This is a genomic window from Afifella sp. YEN Y35, assembly GCF_047553465.1.
GTDB lineage: Bacteria > Pseudomonadota > Alphaproteobacteria > Rhizobiales > Afifellaceae > Afifella > Afifella aestuarii.
Window position 1 is genome coordinate 3,875,425 of the sequence record NZ_CP180203.1, and the last position, 14,576, is coordinate 3,890,000.

The window sequence follows — 14,576 nt, forward strand, 5'->3', positions numbered from 1 at the left end:
TCTCATGCGCAAAAAGCTCCGATTTCTGTCGGCTACCGCCCTCACGTTTCTGCTCACGGCCCCGGCCTATGCGGCGGGCTCCGGCATGCCGTGGGAAGAACCGCTCCAGCGCATCCTGGAATCGGTTCAGGGGCCGGTGGCCAAGATCGTCGCGGTGATCATCATCATAATCACCGGCCTGACGCTCGCATTCGGCGAGACCTCGGGCGGCTTCCGGCGGCTGATCCAGATCGTCTTCGGCCTCAGCATCGCCTTCGCGGCGTCGAGCTTCTTCCTCTCCTTCTTCTCCTTCGGCGGCGGGGCGCTCGTCTGATGGATGCTGCTCGCCACATCGAGGGCTTCGAAATCCCGGTCCATCGCGCGCTGACCGAGCCGATCCTGCTCGGCGGCGCGCCGCGCGCCGTCGCCATCCTCAACGGCACGCTGGCGGCCGCCATCGGCCTCGGTCTCCAGCAGTGGATCGCCGGGCTCGGCCTGTTCGTCGCCGGGCATACGCTCAGCGTTTTTGCGGCCCGGCGCGATCCGGACTTCCTGTCCGTGCTTGCCCGCCACCTCCGACAGAAGGGGGGGTGGCGATGCTGAGCTTGGCCGAATACCGCAACCGGGCCGACCGGCTTGCCGATCTGCTGCCCTGGGCGGCGCTAGTCGCGCCCGGCATCGTCCTCAACAAGGACGGCAGTTTCCAGCGCAGCTTCCGCTTTCGCGGCCCCGATCTCGAAAGCGCGACGGACGCCGAACTGGTCGGGCTCGGCGCACGGGCCAACAATGCGCTGAAGCGCCTTGGCTCCGGCTGGGCGCTGTTCTTCGAGGCGGAGCGGCTTGAGGCGCAGGATTATCCGCGGTCCAACTTCCCGGACGCGGCCTCATGGCTCGTCGATGAGGAACGCCGCGCGGCCTTTGAAGGTGAGCCGGATCAGTCATCGCCCCGGTGGAGCGATGACCCGGCGAACGGGCAGGGCCGGCATTTCGAAAGCCGCTATCACCTCACACTTCTCTACATGCCGCCGCCCGACGCGCAGGCGCGCACCGAGAATGCGCTGCTGGATTCCGACCGGAAGGGGGAAGGGGACGGCGGCGGCCGCAACTGGCGGCAGGAACTGGCCCGGTTCCGGGACGAGACCGAGCGGGTGCTGGATTTGCTCAGCGGCTTCCTGCCGGAGATCCGCGCGCTCGACGATGCCGAGACGCTGACCTTTCTGCACGGGGTCATTTCGACAAAGCGCCATCCCGTCGCCGTGCCCGAAACGCCGATGTATCTTGATGGCGTGCTGGTCGATACGCCCTTGACCGGCGGCCTGGAGCCGATGCTCGGCGACCGGCACTTGCGGACGCTGACGATCCTCGGCTTTCCGAACGCGACCCGCCCCGGCATCCTCGACGCACTGAACCATCAGGACTTTGCCTATCGCTGGGGCACGCGCTTCATCCCGCTCGATAAGATGGCGGCGACGAAGGTGCTCACCCGCCTGCGCCGGCAGTGGTTCGCCAAGCGCAAGTCGATCACAGCGATCCTGCGCGAGGTGCTGACCAACGAGCCTGCTGTACTGGTCGATAGCGACGCCGACAACAAGGCGCTCGATGCAGACGCCGCTTTGCAGGCGCTCGGCAGTGATCGTGTCGGTTTCGGTTATCTGACGACGACCATCACCGTCTGGGACGAGGACCGGGATACCGCGGAGGAAAAGGTCCGCGCCGTCGAGCGCATCGTCAACGGCCTCGGCTTCACCTGCATTCGGGAAACGGTGAATGCCGTCGAAGCCTGGCTCGGTTCACTGCCGGGCCATGTCTACGCCAATGTCCGGCAGCCGCTCGTCCACACCCTGAACCTCGCCCATCTCATGCCGCTCTCGGCGGTGTGGGCCGGACCGGCGCGCAACGCCCATCTCGCCAAAGTCACTCAGACAGAATGTCCGCCGCTACTCCATGCGGAAACCAGCGGCTCCACACCGTTCCGCCTCTCCACCCATGTGGGCGATGTCGGCCACATGCTGATCGTCGGCCCGACCAGCGCAGGCAAGTCGGTGCTCTTGTCGCTGATCGCACTGCAATTCCGGCGCTATGCCGGCTCTCAGGTCACCATCTTCGACAAGGGCAATTCGGCGCGCGCAGCCGTGCTGGCCATGGGTGGGGAGCATCATGCGCTGGGTGCGGCCCCTGATGACATCACGAACGCGCTCGCCTTCCAGCCGCTCCGCGACATCGACGATCCGGCGACGCGAAGCTGGGCGGCTGAATGGATCGGCGCGCTGCTCGCTCATGAGCATGTCACCGTTACCCCGGAAGTGAAGGAGGCCGTCTGGTCGGCGCTGTGCAACCTCGCCACCGCGCCGGCCGAGGAGCGCACGCTCACCGGCCTGTCCGTCCTCGTCCAGGCGAACGCCCTCAAGGCCGCGCTCCAGCCCTATACGCTCGATGGCCCCTTCGGCCGGCTGCTCGACGCTGCCGAGGACCGGTTGGCGCTGTCCGACGTTCAATGCTTCGAGACCGAGGAACTGATGCATGAGGCCGGCGTCGTCCTGCCGGTGCTGACCTACCTCTTCCACCGTCTGGAGGAGAGGTTCGACGGGCGGCCGACGCTGCTCATTCTCGACGAGGCCTGGGTCTATCTCGACAATCCGCTCTTCGCCGCCCGCATCCGCGAATGGCTGAAGGTCCTGCGCAAGAAGAACGTGTCGGTGATCTTCGCGACGCAGTCGCTGGCGGACGTGGCCGACAGCTCCATCGCGCCCGCCATCATCGAGAGCTGCCCGCAGCGCATTTTTCTTCCCAACGACCGGGCCATCGAACCCCAGGCGCGCACGGCCTATGAGCGCTTCGGCCTCAACGATCGGCAGATCGAACTGATCGCGCAGGCAACGCCAAAACGGCACTACTACCTGCAATCGCGCCGCGGCAACCGGCTGTTCGAGCTGGGCCTCGGCCCCGTGGCACTGGCGCTCTGCGGCGCCTCCGATCCGTCCTCCCAGACCCTCATCGACACAATCCTGGCCGAGCACGGCAGGGAGGCCTTCGCCGTCGAGTTTCTGAGAGCCCGCGGCCTCGATTGGGCCGCCGACATCCTCGGCCCGTTCTCTCCCCAAATACAGGAGCCAACACCATGAAACGCACGTCTCTCGCGGCGCTCCTCGCCGCATCTCTTGCCATCGCTACGCCACAGGTGGGCCATGCCGCCTGGCCGGTCTTCGATGCCACCAACTACGGTCAGAATGTCCTGCAGGCGGCGCGTGCGCTGGAGCAGATCAACAATCAGATCCAGCAGCTCCAGAACCAGGCGGTCATGTTGCAGAACATGGCAAAGAACCTTCAGCGGCTGGATTTCTCCTCGCTCGGACAACTCCAGGGGGCGCTGAACCGTATCGACGGGCTGATGATGCAGGTCGACGGCCTCAGCTTCGACCTGACGCAGCTCGAAGGCCAGTGGCGGCAGCAATATCCAAGCTCGTACGATGCCACGGTCAGCACCAGCGATATCGCCACTGCCGCGCGCGAGCGCTGGCAGAGTGCCATGAACGCTTTCCGCCAAACCATGCGGGTGCAATCGCAGATCGTCGAGAACGTGCGCGTCGACGAAGGGCTACTCACCGATCTCGTCAATCGGAGCCATGGCGCCGTCGGGGCGCTGCAGGCGCAGCAGGCCGCGAATCAGCTCATTGCGCTTTCGGCCAAGCAGCAGATGCAGATCCAGACGCTGATGGCCGCCCATTACCGCGCCGAGGCAGAAGACGCCGCGCGCAAGGCGCAGGCGGAGGAAGCGGCGCGCGAGACCACGCGCAGGTTCCTCGGTTCCGGCTCCGCCTATTCCGGGAACTGACCGGCAGGGAGGCGACGCGCGATGAATGATCTCGGCATCATCGACCGGTTCATGGAGACCTTCAGCCGCTACATCGACAGCGGCTTCGGACTCTTGTCGGGTGACGTCGCCTTCCTCACCACCATCCTGATCGGCATCGACATTACGCTGGCAGGCCTGTTCTGGGCTCTGGGCGGCGAGGACAACATCATCGGGCGCCTGATCCGGAAGGTGCTCTATGTCGGCGTCTTCGCGCTGATCCTCAACAACTTCCAGAACCTTGCCGAGATCATCTACAGGTCCTTCTCCGGTCTCGGCATCCAGGCCGCGCCCGGCACGCTCGCCGCCGACGATCTGCTCAAACCTGGCAAGATCGCCGCCACCGGTTATGAGGCGGCGTATCCGCTCATCGATCAGGTCGGCAATCTCGTCGGCTTTCCGGAAATCTTCGGCAACGCACTCACCGTCTTCGTCCTGCTGCTGGCCTGGTTCCTGGTCCTCATCGCCTTCTTCATTCTGGCGATCCAGCTCTTCATCACCGTGCTCGAGTTCAAACTGACGACGCTCGCCGGCTTCGTCCTGGTGCCCTTCGCGCTCTGGAACAAGACGTCGTTCCTCGCCGAACGGGTTCTCGGCAACGTGATTTCCTCCGGCATCAAGGTGATGGTGCTCGCCGTCATCGTCGGCATCGGCTCGACGCTGTTCGCTTCCTTCACCAACGGCCTTCAGGGCCAGGAACCGGACCTTGCCGCCGCCATGTCGCAGGTGCTGGGCGCTCTGGCGCTGCTCGGTCTCGGCATCTTCGGCCCCGGCATCGCTTCGGGTCTTGTATCCGGAGCACCGCAGCTCGGCGCCGGCGCCGCCCTCGGCGCAACTGGTGCTGCGGTGGGCGCGACCATGCTCGCCGGTGGCGCGGCGCTTGCCGGGGCGCGCATGGCCGCTGGCGGCGGTCTAGCCGCCATCCGCGCGGGCACGGCGATGGGGTCTGCCGCTTCTTCCGCCTACCAACTGGGACAGGCGACCTCCGGGACGTCCGGCATGGCAGGCGCCGCGGCCGGTGTTGGTGGCATGGCGCGCGCTGCCGGCGGAGCCGCCACAAACGCCGCGCGCCAAGTCGCGGGTCGCGCCTCTTCCTCTCTGAAAGAAAGCGCCGATGCCGGACGCCGTGGCGCCTGGACGGCCACCGGCGGCACGCCGACCGCCTCCATGTCGGAGGCAAGCGCCGCATCGGCGGGCATCCCCTCCAGTTCCCCGCCGGATTGGGCGAACCGCCTGCGCTCCGAACAGGCGGCGCGTGCGCATCGGCAGACCGCCACCCAAGCCATCAAGGACGGTGACCGGCCCGGCAACGGCGCCAATCCCTCCCTCAATGACAAGGACGACTGACCCATGTTCTTCCGACGACCGATTCAACGATACGGCACGACGCCGGAGCCCGTCACTCCCTATCAGAGGGCCGCCCAGCTCTGGGACGAGCGCATCGGCGCGTCCCGTATCCAGGCAAGAAACTGGCGGGTCATGGCCTTCGGCTGCCTGGCGCTTTCCGTCGGTCTTTCCGGCGGCTTGCTCTGGCAGTCGCTGCAAAGCCGCGTCGCGCCCTATGTGGTCGAGGTCGACAAGTTCGGCGAGGCGCGCGCCGTCGCGCCGGCGATCCAGAACTACCAGCCGGCCGACGCCCAGATCGCCTGGCACCTCGCCCGCTTCATCACCAACGTCCGTTCGGTGTCCACCGATCCGGTGCTGGTGCGCCAGAACTGGCTGTCCGCCTACGATTTCGCCACCGACCGCGCCGCGCTGTTCCTGAACGACCACGCTAAGAAGAACGATCCCTTCAGCGCGATCGGCACCCGCAGCGTCTCGGTTCAGGTGACGAGCGTTGTGCGGGCCTCTGACGCCTCCTTCCAGGTCAAGTGGACCGAGCAGGTCTTCGAGCGCGGTAGCCTGGCCCGCACCGAGCGCTGGACCGCGATCCTGACGGTCGTGATCCAGACCCCGCGCACCGCCGAGCAGCTCCGCAAGAACCCCCTCGGCGTCTTCGTCAACGCCATCGACTGGTCGCGCGAACTCGACGCCACCGCGCCGCAATCGCCCAAGGAGCCCTCTCAATGAAGAAGAACATGTTCGTCATCACCGTGTCGGCGCTGGCCTTGTCCGCCTGCGCCACAAAGCCTTTGCCGCCAACGATCAGCTACGACTCCGACGACTTCAAGCCGGCCGTCATCGACAGGGAACCGGCCAGGCCGGTGAAGATCGTCGAGGTGCCGAAGGTCCTGCCATTGCCGGGCCAGCTTCTGCCGGAGCCCGGCGAGGTGACCGAGGACAAGCGCCCGCCGACCGAGCGGGTCGAGGACGCCAACAAGGCGGCGACCCAGGAGCCGACCAAGCACGGCTATGTCAACGCCATCCAGGTCTATCCCTATACGGAAGGGGCGCTCTACCGTCTCTATGCGGCGCCCGAGCGCGTCAGCGACATTGCCTTGCAGCCCGGCGAAAAGCTCACCTCCGTCTCCGCCGGCGACACGGTGCGCTGGGTGATCGGCGACACGCTGAGCGGCACAGGCAATTCGGAGCGTACCCATGTGCTGGTCAAGCCCTTTGCGCCGGGCCTCAAAACCAATCTCGTCATCACCACCGACCGCCGCGCCTATCACCTCCAGCTTGAAAGCACCGAGAGGACCGCCATGGCGGCGATCTCCTGGACCTATCCATCCGATCAGCTTCTCGCCCTGCGCCGGCAGAACGCGGCGGCCGAGACAGCGCTGCCGGTGGCGTCCAACATCGCGCTCGAAAACATCCGCTTCCGTTACGCCATCACCGGCGACAACCCGCCTTGGAAGCCCCTGCGCGCCTTCGACGATGGCCACAAGGTCTATATCGAGTTCCCCCGCCGGATCGATCAGGGCGAGGCGCCGCCGCTCTTCGTGGTGGGCGCCGACGGCGGCAACCAGCTCGTCAACTACCGCATGCGCGGCAACTACTACATCGTCGACCGCCTCTTCGCTGCCGCCGAACTGCGCCTCGGCGCCAAGCCGCAGCAGGTGGTTCGGATTTCCCGGACCGACGGGACGCCACGGCGCACCGCGTTGTTTTCGCGCACGGACCGGTAGGGGGAGAGGCCATGACGGATCCCGCCGCACCCACGCCAAAACCTGCCGGTTCGTCCAAGCGCGATCCCGGCAAGCTGGACCTGCGCGCCGCGCCCCGCCGCGTCGTACGCTTCAGGCGCGGCCTTGTCATCGGCGTGGCCGCGCTCGGCTCCGGCGCCATCCTCGGCGTGACCATGATGGCGCTGCAAGGCCCGGCCCTGCGAATCCAGGACCAGGCCGAGGAGCTCTACAACACCGAACGCAAACCGACCCCGGACGGCCTTGCCGCGTTGCCCGGCGATTACAGCCAGGTCAAGCCGGAGACACCGCAGCTCGGGCCGCCGCTGCCCGGCGATCTCGGCCGGCCGATCCTCGAACGCCAGCGGCAGCTCGGCATCGCGCCGGGAGGATCGGAATTGTCCGCCGAGGAGCAGCGCCTCGCCCAGCAGGCCATCCAGGCGAAGGAGGCCGGCGTCTTCTTCCGTATCGAGAACCGGCCGCGGCAGGACGCGCCGGCAGTGACGGGCCAGTCCCAGCAAATGGCAGCGACGGAGACCGGTTCGCCCGATGCCAACCGCCTGGCGCTCGATCCCGAACGCGACCAGAACAACCAGCAGCGCAAGCTCGACTTCCTGAATCAGCGCGATACCGGCGGCATCTACAATCCGCACGCGCTACAGACCCCGGTCTCGCCCCATCAGGTGATGGCCGGCAGTGTGATCGCCGCGAGCCTGATCACGGGCATCAATTCCGACCTGCCGGGCCTCGTCGTCGCCCAGGTCACCCAGAACGTCTACGACACGGTGACCGGCCGCACGCTGCTGATACCACAGGGCTCGCGCCTGATCGGCACCTATGACAGCGTGATTGCCTTCGGCCAGTCCCGTGCGCTGCTTGTCTGGCAGCGCATCATCCTGCCCGACGGCTCCTCCATCGAGATCGACAATCTGCCCGCCACCGACACCGCCGGCTATGCCGGGCTCGAGGACGAGGTCGACTACCACACCTGGCGGCTCATCAAGGGCATCGCGCTTGCCACCCTGCTCGGCGTCGGCACGGAGCTGAGCCTCGGCAGTAACGAGAGCGACCTGGTCCGGGCGATACGCGAGTCCACCCAGCAGAATGTCAACCGCGCCGGCCAGCGCATCACCGAGAAGAACCTGAACATCCAGCCGACCATCACCGTCCGTCCCGGCTGGCCGCTCAGGATCATCGTTCACAGGGATCTCGTATTGCGCCGCTACCAGGGCTGAAACCTGTCCACCGAAGCTTTAGCAAAGGAGGATCGATCATGGCCAATCTGAAACTCGGAAAACTGCCCGACCGCACGCCGGCGAAGATCACCATCACCGTCGGCGCGGACCTGAACCAGGCGCTACGGGATTATGCGATCCTCTACCGCGCCACCTATGGCGAGGCCGAGTCCGTCGCCGAGCTCATTCCCTTCATGCTGGAGGCCTTCCTCGACAGCGACCGCGCCTTCGCCAAGGCGCGCAAGGAGGGGTTGCCCGAGACGAACATCGACCAACCGGCGCGGCGCGCCCGCTCACCCCGCGCGGGCGATAGCGAAGCGGCGTCGCCCGCTGTCTCATCCGCATCGCAATTCCAGGAGTAACCTATGCAAATCGGCACCTTCACTTTGTCCAATGACGGGGGCTGGACCGGTTCCATCCGCACGCTCACCATCGACGCCAAAGTCCGGCTCGTCCCCAATGACGACCGTACCCATGACAACGCCCCGGCATTCCGAGTCCTTGTCGGCAACGCCCGCATCGGTGACGCCTGGGATGCCCGGACAACGGGTGATCACCCGAAATACTATCTCCGCCTCCGTCTCGACGACCCGAGCCTTCCCGAACCCTTCACCGCCGCCCTGTTCCCCTCCGAGGAGGGGGACCGGGCGCAGCTCGTCTGGAACAGGCGGCGGGAGGGATGAACTGCTCCGATTTGCTCTATTCCGAAATCGTTCGCAAAAGACTTCAGACGGCGATGGCTTTTGCCCATGAATTCGGAAGTCGCGCCCTTCGCGGTCGTGTGGATGTCGCGGAAGGCAAGGCGAGCCTTCCTGCAGGGGAGATTGTTACGAATCCTCGGACCATAAGCGTATGTGCCGAGGATTCGTATCATCGTCCTGCCGGGCTCTCGAAAAGGGGTGCGTCCGTGGTCGTTCCTGCCGGTGCGCCCGTCCCGGACGGCAATGGCATAGAGAATTTTGAAGTCTCCATTTTTTGATGGTTATGGACCATCAAAAAGGGATATATAGGAAATGAAAGTTGCGCATATTTTCAAAATATGAGAATTTGATGGTTATGAGCCATCAAAGAACACCAAGGCTGAAGCCCTTTCTGGAGCGCGTTCCTCCCGGCTTCCTGGTCGACGCCGCATGGCTGAAGCGCTTCGGCATCGATCCCAAGTCCATCCACGATTACGCCGAGCGGGGCTGGCTGGAGCGGGTGGCACGCGGGGTCTACCGCCGGCCGCTGCCTCATACCGATCAGGCAGGGCGCCCGCTTGTCCGACCGGAGACCGACTGGCAGCTCCCGCTGCTGTCGATCCAATGGATCATGGAACATGACGTCCATCTGGGTGGCTTGAGCGCGCTCGGCTTCCATGGGCTCGCTCACTATCTGCCGCTTGGCGGCGGGGAGCGTGTCTATCTCTATGGCGAAGTTCCCTCCTGGCTGGCCCGCCTTCCGGGCAAGGCACAGTTCGTCGTTCGCTCGCGCGTCCTGTTCGGTGACGACCTTGCCGGCGTCGAGAATGCCGAGCACCAATTCGAGAGCGCGCCGGGGGTGGGGGCGGGACATGGCCCGACCGTGAGCCCCTGGCGCTGGCCGCTCAAGGTTTCGTCCCCCGAGCGCGCCATCCTCGAAGCGCTCGACGAACTGCCAGCCCACGCGACCTTCGACAATCTGGACATGATCTTTCAGGGGCTGACGAACCTGCGTCCCAAGCGCCTGATGACCCTGCTGCGCGCTTGCCGAAGCATCAAGGTTAAGCGCCTGTTCTTCGTGTTCGCCGACCGGCATGCCCATGCCTGGGTGAAGCATCTTGACAAGAGCGCCATCGATTTCGGATCCGGCCCGCGCGCGCTGGTGAAGGGCGGAAAACTGCACCCGGTCTACCGGATCTATGTGCCCGAGACGCTTCTGCCTGCGGATGGGGACGAGGACGCGAGCCATGCGTGAACGCTATGTCGAGCAGGTCCGCTTGCTGATGCGCCTCCTGCCGGCCATTGCGGCTGAGGAGGTCTTTGCGCTCAAAGGCGGTTCGGCCATCAATCTCTTCTACCGGGACATGCCGCGTCTGTCGGTCGATATCGATCTGACCTATGCGCCGATCGAGGATCGCGCCGTCTCTCTTCAGCAAATCGATGCCACGCTCGACCGGATCATGGACTCATTCGGCCGCAGCAACAGGGATGTGCGGCTCCAGCGCATCGCTGGCGGCGGGAACCTGGAAACCCGCATCATGGCCTCTCGCGGTGCGGCGAGTGTGAAGATCGAGACCTCGCCTGTCATGCGCGGAACGGTGCTGTCGCCGGTGCCGATGAGGGTTTCGGACGCGGTGGAGGAGGCCTTTGGCTTCGCCGAGATGCCGGTGCTCGCCTTCGAGGACCTCTTTGCCGGCAAGCTGCATGCCGCCCTCGACCGCCAGCACCCGCGCGATCTCTACGATGTCCACCTGCTCTATGAGAATGAGGGGCTGACGGACGATTTGTTCCGGGTCTTTCTGGTCTATGTCTGCGCGTCCGGCCGTCCGCCGCACGAACTGCTGGCGCCACCGGCTATCCCGATAGAAGAACTGTACACTGAGGAATTCGTTGGGATGACGCGGGAAGAGATCGCGCTGTCCGATCTCGAAACGGCGCGAACGCGCCTGATCACGGATGTCCGAAGGCGTCTGACCGACAACGCAGCGGCATTCTTGATGTCGCTTCACAACGCCGAACCGGATTTCGCTCTCATCGACCTGCCCCAGGGCGAACGGCTCCCCGCCATCCAGTGGAAGCTTCTCAACTTGCGCAGGCTCAAGGCAGAAAATCCAGCCAAGCATGCCGAGCAGGGAGAAATGTTGAAGGCGCTGTTTGCCTAAAGGAGGCGTGGGAGAAGACCAGGGTATATAACGGCCATAAGAACTCGGCTGCTTTTGCGCGATCCTTATCCAGTATGCATCAATACTGGAAAGGTTCGACCCATGACGGAAAAGGAGGACCAGGCGGCCGCGCTCATCCCGCCCCCGGCGAACGACAACGGCACCGAGCAACGGGCGGCGCAAGAAGCGGAGCGGCACCTGGACACCATCGCGCGGGCCATCGGTCGCCATATCGCCCGCGAACACATCAGGGCCTGGGAGCAGGAGCGGCGGAAGCGGGCGGCCAACGACAACCGGCCAAAGGAAGAGGGGCGGGAACCGGACGGGTGAAATCCGCCCTTGAGAGAAAGGAAAGTCTTATGACCCGCGTTGCGCTATACGCCCGCTATTCCTCGGACAATCAGAGCGTTTCCTCCATCGAGGATCAGTTCCGCATTTGCCGGGACCAGGCGGCGCGGGAGAAGTGGAAAGTGGTGGGCGCCTACAAGGACGCCGCCATTTCGGGCGCGAGCGTCACCTTGCGGCCGGGTATCCAGGCGCTCTTGCAGGACGCGCAGGCGGGCAAGTTCGACACCGTGCTGGCAGAGGCGCTGGACCGCATCAGCCGCGACCAGGCCGATGTCGCCATTCTCTACAAGCATTTCAAGTTTGCCGGCGTGACGCTCGTGACGCTTGCCGAGGGCGAAATCTCCGAGCTCCATGTCGGTCTCAAGGGCACCATGAACGCCCTGTTCCTGAAAGACCTTGCCGCCAAGACCCACCGTGGTCTGCGGGGCCGCGTCGAAAAGGGAAAGGCGGGCGGCGGCCTCTGCTATGGCTATGACGTCGTGAAACGTCTCAACGGCGATGGTGAGCAGGTGCGCGGCGAACGGAAGATCAACGAGGCCGAGGCCGAGATCGTCCGCCGCATCTTTCGCGAATTCGCCGCCGGCAAGAGCCCCAAGGCCATCGCCGCCGATCTCAACCGCGACGGTATTCCCGGTCCCAATGGCAAGGCTTGGGGAGACACCACCATTCGCGGCCATGTCTGCCGGGGCACCGGCATCGTCAACAACGAGCTCTATGCCGGTGTGCTGGTCTGGAACCGGCTCCGCTACATCAAGAACCCGGCGACGGGAAAGCGCGTCTCGCGCGTCAACCCGGAGTCCGAATGGATCAGGACCGAGGTGCAGGAACTGCGCATCGTCGACGAAGACCTGTGGCAGGCGGCGCGGCGGCGGCAGGAGGAGATTTCCAGGCAGTTCGAGAATGTCACCAAAGGCGTGCGCGCTTATCGTGCCAAGCACGTCAACGAGCTGCGCCGCCCCGCCTTTCTGTTCTCCGGCCTACTCAAATGCGGCTGCTGCGGCGGCAATTACGGCATCATCACCCGTGACCGCTATGGCTGTCTCAATCGTTATCGGCGGGGTACCTGCGACAACGGCCATACCATCCGTCGCGATGACATCGAGCAGCGTATTCTGTCCGGCCTTACCGAACGGCTGGTTTCGGCCGAGCGGGTCGCCAAGGCCGTGCGCGCCTATGCCGAAGCGCTGAACAGTCAGAACCGTGAACGCCGGGCGCAGGTGGAGCTTGACCGTAAGGCGCTGGAGAAGATCGAACGCGGTATCGCTGGCATCATGGCAGCGATTGAGGACGGCATGTATCAGCCGGCCATGAAGGATCGGATGGAGGAACTGGAACGCCAGAAGGCGGATGTCCTGGCGCGCATGGAACAGGCGCCCGAGGATGTCCCGGACATCCACCCCAACATCGCCGAAATCTACAAGGCCAAGGTGACGCAGTTGAGCGAGGCTCTGGCCGATCCCGAACTGCGCGATCAGGCCGCCGAGGCGTTCCGTGCGCTGGTCGACGAAGTGATGCTTGAGCCCGGCGACAAGCGCGGCGAGGTCAACGCCACCTTACGCGGCGAGGCGATGAACATCCTCGACATCGTTTCCGGGCGCAAAAGCCGCAACAGACCCCAAGTTATAACACAAGACGTTGCGGGCCCCCGCAACCAAATCATACATCCCCTCAAAGCCCCGCCCCAACAAGCGGGGCTTTTGTGCGTTCCGGGGCTGCCCTAATTTCCCGGCGACAGAGCGCCACAACCCCCACTCGGGCCCCGGCCTCTCTCCGGCTGTCGCGACAGGGCGGGAGCGACGAGGCTATTTAAGGCTGCTTACGCTGGCATATGCGGTATTTAAGTGAAGACTGGATTGCTTAAATAAGCTTGCGCTGCCAGGATGCGCCATGACCGATTCCGACCCTGATTTGCGCCTCGGCCGATATGTCGCAACGCCTGTCGGCGGCGAAAACGTCCGCGCCTTCGTTCCACCGCCTCTGCCGCCGACGCCGCAGATCGACGTCCTGGCTCTTCTCGATCGCCTGAGTCTCGCCGAGCGCGCGCTCGGGCGTTTGGACGGCATCACCATGCTGCTGCCGCGCCAGGAGCTCTTTCTCTATATGTATGTGCGCAAGGAGGCGGTGCTCTCGTCGCAGATCGAGGGGACGCAATCCACGCTGAGCGATCTCCTGCGCTTCGAGACCGAAGCTCGGGCGGGAGACCCGATCGACGACATCCGGGAAGTCTCGAACTACGTCGATGCGATGATGTACGGGCTGGAACGGCTCGCCGAGTTTCCCTTGTCGTTGCGCCTCATCCGCGAGATGCATGGCCGGCTTTTGAAAAGCGGCCGCGGCGGCACGAAAGACCCGGGCGAATTCCGCCGCTCGCAGAACTGGATCGGAGGCTCGCGCCCCGGGAACGCGCTCTACGTGCCGCCGCCCGTCGCCGAACTCGATGCCTGCCTCGACGCGCTGGAGCGCTTCATCCACGAAGACGAATCGCGCCTGCCGGCCCTGATCAAGGCCGGGCTGCTGCATGTCCAGTTCGAGACGATCCACCCGTTTCTCGACGGCAACGGCCGCATCGGCCGCCTTTTGGTGACGCTGTATCTTTGCGTCAACGGGGTGCTGCGCAAACCGCTGCTCTATCTCAGCCTCTACCTGAAGACCCATCGGGCCGACTATTACCGCCTGCTTCAGGAGGTGCGCGAGCATGGCGCCTGGGAGGCCTGGCTCGACTTCTTCCTCGCGGGCGTGGCCGAAACGGCGAACCAGGCTTTCGAGGCGGCCACCCGGATCGTCGACCTCTTCAAGGAAGACCGCGAGCGAATCACGAACGAAAGCGACCGCGCCAGCTCGGCGTTGCGCATCCACGAGCTCTTTCAGCAGAACCCGTTCATGAGCTCCAACCAGCTCGTTGCGAAAACCGGCCTGTCGGCGCCGACAGTCAATGCGGCCCTGGCCGAACTGGAGAAGATGGGCATCGTCGCGGAAATCACCGGGCGCAAGCGGGGGCGGGTGTTCAGCTACGAGCGTTATCTCGCCATCCTCAGCGAGGGAACGGATCCCTTGCCCGCCGGCAGTTGAACGGTTTTGCCGCAAAAGCTCGCGGCCGCCCAGCGCAACACCGGCTTCGGGTGAGGAGCTTGCAGGCGAAGTCTGGGCGCGCGACGGGCGTGTCTGCGACAATTCCGCTCGCGGGAAGAGGGGCCGTGCGGTCGGGAGCGGGGGGTCGACACGCCCGACGGCCTGTCGGCCCCATCTCGCTCGCCGGT

The 14,576-nt window shown here is 65.0% G+C and carries 16 protein-coding genes; all 16 read left to right on the top strand.

The window, feature by feature from the left end:
* Positions 1–4 precede the first annotated feature (4 nt).
* Positions 5–313 (top strand): TrbC/VirB2 family protein, encoded by a 309-nt coding sequence (locus ACK8CP_RS18385; protein WP_085126703.1) that lies wholly within the window; start codon positions 5–7, stop codon positions 311–313.
* Positions 313–582 (top strand): VirB3 family type IV secretion system protein, encoded by a 270-nt coding sequence (locus ACK8CP_RS18390; protein WP_185926896.1) that lies wholly within the window; start codon positions 313–315, stop codon positions 580–582. The genes ACK8CP_RS18385 and ACK8CP_RS18390 overlap by 1 nt, the downstream gene beginning before the upstream one ends.
* Positions 576–3,101, top strand: a complete 2,526-nt coding sequence (gene trbE / locus ACK8CP_RS18395) for a conjugal transfer protein TrbE (RefSeq protein ID WP_414832772.1) — start codon at positions 576–578, stop codon at positions 3,099–3,101. Before ACK8CP_RS18390 ends, trbE begins: the two co-directional genes overlap by 7 nt.
* Positions 3,098–3,811 (top strand): P-type conjugative transfer protein TrbJ, encoded by a 714-nt coding sequence (gene trbJ, locus ACK8CP_RS18400; RefSeq protein ID WP_142849562.1) that lies wholly within the window; start codon positions 3,098–3,100, stop codon positions 3,809–3,811. The genes trbE and trbJ overlap by 4 nt, the downstream gene beginning before the upstream one ends.
* 21 nt (positions 3,812–3,832) lie before the next feature.
* On the top strand, positions 3,833–5,176 hold the full coding sequence (gene trbL / locus ACK8CP_RS18405) for a P-type conjugative transfer protein TrbL (RefSeq protein WP_185926898.1): 1,344 nt from the start codon (positions 3,833–3,835) through the stop codon (positions 5,174–5,176).
* A 3-nt stretch (positions 5,177–5,179) separates the two neighbouring features.
* Entirely contained in the window at positions 5,180–5,899 is a 720-nt protein-coding gene (trbF, locus tag ACK8CP_RS18410) for a conjugal transfer protein TrbF (RefSeq protein ID WP_414832773.1), read from the top strand.
* Entirely contained in the window at positions 5,896–6,897 is a 1,002-nt protein-coding gene (gene trbG, locus ACK8CP_RS18415; RefSeq protein WP_414832774.1) for a P-type conjugative transfer protein TrbG, read from the top strand. Before trbF ends, trbG begins: the two co-directional genes overlap by 4 nt.
* 11 nt (positions 6,898–6,908) lie before the next feature.
* Positions 6,909–8,129 carry a TrbI/VirB10 family protein gene (locus ACK8CP_RS18420; protein WP_414832775.1) on the top strand — a complete coding sequence of 407 codons (1,221 nt, stop codon included), beginning with the start codon at positions 6,909–6,911 and terminating at the stop codon, positions 8,127–8,129.
* Between the two features lie 38 nt (positions 8,130–8,167).
* Positions 8,168–8,491, top strand: a complete 324-nt coding sequence (locus ACK8CP_RS18425; RefSeq protein WP_185926900.1) for a DUF2274 domain-containing protein — start codon at positions 8,168–8,170, stop codon at positions 8,489–8,491.
* Positions 8,492–8,494: 3 nt separating this feature from the next.
* Positions 8,495–8,812, top strand: coding sequence for a DUF736 domain-containing protein (locus ACK8CP_RS18430; protein WP_414832776.1), 318 nt, complete (start codon positions 8,495–8,497; stop codon positions 8,810–8,812).
* On the top strand, positions 8,809–9,108 hold the full coding sequence (locus ACK8CP_RS18435; RefSeq protein WP_142849567.1) for a hypothetical protein: 300 nt from the start codon (positions 8,809–8,811) through the stop codon (positions 9,106–9,108). Before ACK8CP_RS18430 ends, ACK8CP_RS18435 begins: the two co-directional genes overlap by 4 nt.
* A gap of 77 nt (positions 9,109–9,185) precedes the next feature.
* Positions 9,186–10,064, top strand: coding sequence for a type IV toxin-antitoxin system AbiEi family antitoxin domain-containing protein (locus ACK8CP_RS18440; protein WP_185926903.1), 879 nt, complete (start codon positions 9,186–9,188; stop codon positions 10,062–10,064).
* On the top strand, positions 10,057–10,971 hold the full coding sequence (locus ACK8CP_RS18445; RefSeq protein ID WP_414832777.1) for a nucleotidyl transferase AbiEii/AbiGii toxin family protein: 915 nt from the start codon (positions 10,057–10,059) through the stop codon (positions 10,969–10,971). Before ACK8CP_RS18440 ends, ACK8CP_RS18445 begins: the two co-directional genes overlap by 8 nt.
* Before the next feature lie 102 nt (positions 10,972–11,073).
* On the top strand, positions 11,074–11,301 hold the full coding sequence (locus ACK8CP_RS18450; protein ID WP_414832778.1) for a hypothetical protein: 228 nt from the start codon (positions 11,074–11,076) through the stop codon (positions 11,299–11,301).
* A 29-nt stretch (positions 11,302–11,330) separates the two neighbouring features.
* Positions 11,331–13,040: a recombinase family protein gene (locus tag ACK8CP_RS18455; RefSeq protein WP_414832779.1), complete on the top strand. Its 1,710-nt coding sequence runs from the start codon at positions 11,331–11,333 to the stop codon at positions 13,038–13,040.
* A 166-nt stretch (positions 13,041–13,206) separates the two neighbouring features.
* On the top strand, positions 13,207–14,388 hold the full coding sequence (locus tag ACK8CP_RS18460) for a Fic family protein (RefSeq protein ID WP_414832780.1): 1,182 nt from the start codon (positions 13,207–13,209) through the stop codon (positions 14,386–14,388).
* Positions 14,389–14,576 lie beyond the last annotated feature (188 nt).

Coding starts and splice junctions, on each gene's coding strand:
- ACK8CP_RS18460 (WP_414832780.1), top strand. CDS start 13,207: ATGACCGATTCCGACCCTGATTTGCGCCTCGGCCGATATGTCGCAACG.
- ACK8CP_RS18450 (WP_414832778.1), top strand. CDS start 11,074: ATGACGGAAAAGGAGGACCAGGCGGCCGCGCTCATCCCGCCCCCGGCG.
- trbF (WP_414832773.1), top strand. CDS start 5,180: ATGTTCTTCCGACGACCGATTCAACGATACGGCACGACGCCGGAGCCC.
- trbG (WP_414832774.1), top strand. CDS start 5,896: ATGAAGAAGAACATGTTCGTCATCACCGTGTCGGCGCTGGCCTTGTCC.
- ACK8CP_RS18420 (WP_414832775.1), top strand. CDS start 6,909: ATGACGGATCCCGCCGCACCCACGCCAAAACCTGCCGGTTCGTCCAAG.
- trbL (WP_185926898.1), top strand. CDS start 3,833: ATGAATGATCTCGGCATCATCGACCGGTTCATGGAGACCTTCAGCCGC.
- ACK8CP_RS18430 (WP_414832776.1), top strand. CDS start 8,495: ATGCAAATCGGCACCTTCACTTTGTCCAATGACGGGGGCTGGACCGGT.
- ACK8CP_RS18390 (WP_185926896.1), top strand. CDS start 313: ATGGATGCTGCTCGCCACATCGAGGGCTTCGAAATCCCGGTCCATCGC.
- trbJ (WP_142849562.1), top strand. CDS start 3,098: ATGAAACGCACGTCTCTCGCGGCGCTCCTCGCCGCATCTCTTGCCATC.
- ACK8CP_RS18385 (WP_085126703.1), top strand. CDS start 5: ATGCGCAAAAAGCTCCGATTTCTGTCGGCTACCGCCCTCACGTTTCTG.
- ACK8CP_RS18440 (WP_185926903.1), top strand. CDS start 9,186: ATGAGCCATCAAAGAACACCAAGGCTGAAGCCCTTTCTGGAGCGCGTT.
- trbE (WP_414832772.1), top strand. CDS start 576: ATGCTGAGCTTGGCCGAATACCGCAACCGGGCCGACCGGCTTGCCGAT.
- ACK8CP_RS18435 (WP_142849567.1), top strand. CDS start 8,809: ATGAACTGCTCCGATTTGCTCTATTCCGAAATCGTTCGCAAAAGACTT.
- ACK8CP_RS18455 (WP_414832779.1), top strand. CDS start 11,331: ATGACCCGCGTTGCGCTATACGCCCGCTATTCCTCGGACAATCAGAGC.
- ACK8CP_RS18425 (WP_185926900.1), top strand. CDS start 8,168: ATGGCCAATCTGAAACTCGGAAAACTGCCCGACCGCACGCCGGCGAAG.
- ACK8CP_RS18445 (WP_414832777.1), top strand. CDS start 10,057: ATGCGTGAACGCTATGTCGAGCAGGTCCGCTTGCTGATGCGCCTCCTG.